At 36.6% G+C, this 2,940-nt stretch carries 2 protein-coding genes; one reads left to right on the top strand and one right to left on the bottom strand.

The window, feature by feature from the left end:
• Positions 1–658 precede the first annotated feature (658 nt).
• Entirely contained in the window at positions 659–1,216 is a 558-nt protein-coding gene (locus AC1DWN_RS31475; RefSeq protein WP_477562792.1) for a DUF4240 domain-containing protein, read from the top strand.
• Positions 1,217–1,563: 347 nt separating this feature from the next.
• Here AC1DWN_RS31475 and AC1DWN_RS31470 read toward each other — a convergent pair whose 3' ends face one another.
• Positions 1,564–1,761, bottom strand: coding sequence for a hypothetical protein (locus AC1DWN_RS31470; RefSeq protein WP_477562791.1), 198 nt, complete (start codon positions 1,759–1,761; stop codon positions 1,564–1,566).
• Positions 1,762–2,940: the final 1,179 nt, after the last annotated feature.

Genomic DNA, 2,940 nt, shown 5'->3' with positions numbered 1-2,940 from the left:
GAAGTGATTCTAGAGGCTCATTTTAATTTTATTATTTTGGAATCTAGAAATATCGGACTTTGGGCTTTTTCAGTTCCCTCTTGATTCGGCAAAGGCTTTTAAGAATGATAAAAAATAGGTGATACGAACAGTTTAGAATTATTCAAAGAAATCTGGGCTAGATTTCAGCACCAACCTCTCTCAGGCCAATCATCCGCATAAATCTTTGGACCTGGCCATTCACTTGCACTGGCTGCTCCGGAAAATGTTAGTAACATACAGACTACTAAAAACCCAGTAATAAAACCTAATCTTAATTTTCTCATCAATATTTGTCTCCTTTTTTATATGTTTATTAAGTGAAAATCCTTGAAAAACATATCTTAACAGATATTGGCAATATTTTACTAGGGTTAAATAGACCAATACTTTATGACCTCAATAAATGAAATATCTTTTATATATGGTAGAAATTACCTATACCCAATAAATTAATTATGATAAAGCTTGTAGAAAAAAATAGACCAGATGATCGGTTGCCTTTTCTCAACTAACGGGCAGGATAGTTCAATCGCTTCTCGAATACATTTCGGGATGGAGTATTTACGAACTTCGTGAATATAACGGTAAAAGATATCCCCGCAATGAAAATAATAAAAACCAAAGGAGAGCTGTACCTATGACGAATAAATATTTTTGGAAAATGATAGATAATTCAAAAAAGAACGGTGCAGAACAAGTAGAATGGTTAACCCAAGAATTGGTAAAGAAAAGAACAGAAGAGATCATTGAATTCGAAATTGAGTTTAGAAATAAGTTGGAACAATCTTATACATCGTCATTATGGGGCGCAGCTTTTGTAATAATGGGAGGATGTTCAGACGATGGATTTGATTACTTCAGAGGCTGGCTTATTTCTCGTGGAGAAGAAGTTTTCAATCAGGGAGTAAATAATCCTGAATTTCTAGCAGAATATTTCACTGAAGATAATTTACAAGAAGATGAATTTGCGCCTCAGTTGGAAGAGATTTTATCAGCGGCTTCAGATGCGTACACATATCAAAAAACAGGATCGTTTGAATATAACGATGATATTTATTCAGAATTTTTAAATGAATTAGAAGCACGAGGTTATACATTTGAACCAATTGATATTGAATTTGATTGGGAGGAAGAAGACCTAGAGGAAAGATACCCTTTATTATGGGATAAGTTTGGAGAAGACCCACTGACTTAGGAATTTTCGATAATTATTAGATAAAGAACCTGCAATTAACGAAACTAACAGCGACGGAAACGGTTGTAATGAATATTTCACCTGAAAGAATTCCAGAACACTTAAGATAATAATTTTGTACAAGTTGCTGGCAAGTACCTTCTCTTGATGTAAGGGTAAGGTAACCAAACAATCTTACGCTAACGGGAGACTATAGTTGAATCATAGACATTGATGAGCAGGTGCTACGGTAGCTTGCTCATTTCATTAAACTAACGGGCAGTTTAGCGCAACTTTCCATTATTTGGTGTCGTATAAGAAGTGAAACGGACGAGACGAACGGCTATAGAGTGAAGAGTGAGAAACTTTTAGGGAACAGAGGTAGCTTCTTCGGCAGAACCGTATGTCTTTCCATTTTCATTTTCAGGATAGTTAGGAGGATTTGTGTGGCTTTGATTAATCGTACTTTTAGCATATGTGATTTGGAATGCCATTGCACCTCCCACTACACAAACGATAAAAACAACACCAATCAATATTCTGATGCCTTTAGAATACATCCTCACTTTGTTCACTCGCCTAAGATTTGGCCTTTGTCAAAAAAAGGAGCGCCTCGGTATGATGGGTTTGTTGACGGGTTCTATTGAATGAAAATAAGACAGACCTAAAACCTTCAGCAACCCATAGTCAATCGCTTAATGATCTTCAATGAATAGGCGGTGTGCATGATGGCATGTAAACGATATATTTCACCGAGTTTGAATTAGATATGATTAGTCGCGCATTTGATCCATTCAATCGTTTCAATAATTGAAAGGCGCCCCTAGAGCGGTTATCCAACCGCTTTAGAGGAGCAGATAAAAAGGTTATGTACTTATGGTACTTAATTAGCGCGCGTAATGCCAATTAGAAAAAATTAAGGTAGATTAGAGTTTACTCATTTCTGTTTCATCTCCAATTACTTTTTCGGCACCGGATCAGCATTCAAAGATAGTATTTCTATTAAAAGTATGTACCGATTTTGAACAATGGCTTCTCGATATGGTGAAAAAGGCGATTGAAGTCGGGACGAATATCCTTACGGGCATCATTGATTTCTTTGCCCAGCTGMCTGATAAGGTGTGGGAGTGGTACCGATGCGGTTAACACGGTTACAAGTTTTGKGGTGACCGCTGTTGGCGGCGTAGTAGGAAAAGTTACAGATATTGCCGGGAAGGTAAAGAAGTCTTATTTTGACAGTTTGCCGACAAGTACGGMTAATATGATTGTAGGTACAGTAATCCGCAGTCTCGGGACAATAGAAACAGCCGCAAATAACAATATTACATATACTAAAATGGGTCTAATACCATTTTATTTACTGGTTGTGCTTTCGAGATATCGGTGATTGTCTATTTACGACACGAGGATTCCGTTTGGATGGAAAATCATGCTACTTGGAATTTTTGGATAGTAATCAAAATGTTATAGATAGACCTAGCCAAAGTGAAATTGTGTTATGAATGGTGGAGGTGGCGCATCTAGTTTTAATAACTGCCTTATCAACCTAACTGTGTTCGCACTAGTTCTAAACTCATAAGATACATGCTAGGACAGGTTACCTTCAATGGAGGGGCTGACATGAAATGTTTTCATTGCTTGTCACCGAATCAAAGTATGTTAAAAATATTCTATACCACCAATCAATGGCTTCTGATCTCACATTTTAATAATGTTAAACCTATTGTTTCTATAGAGGGTAAAAG

Source organism: Paenibacillus sp. P4_A7, from assembly GCF_056402455.1.
This window is presented reverse-complemented; position numbering and strand designations above follow the sequence as displayed.

What these genes read in the sequence shown, in the direction of transcription:
- AC1DWN_RS31475 (WP_477562792.1), top strand. Translation starts at nt 659, where the DNA reads ATGACGAATAAATATTTTTGGAAAATGATAGATAATTCAAAAAAGAAC.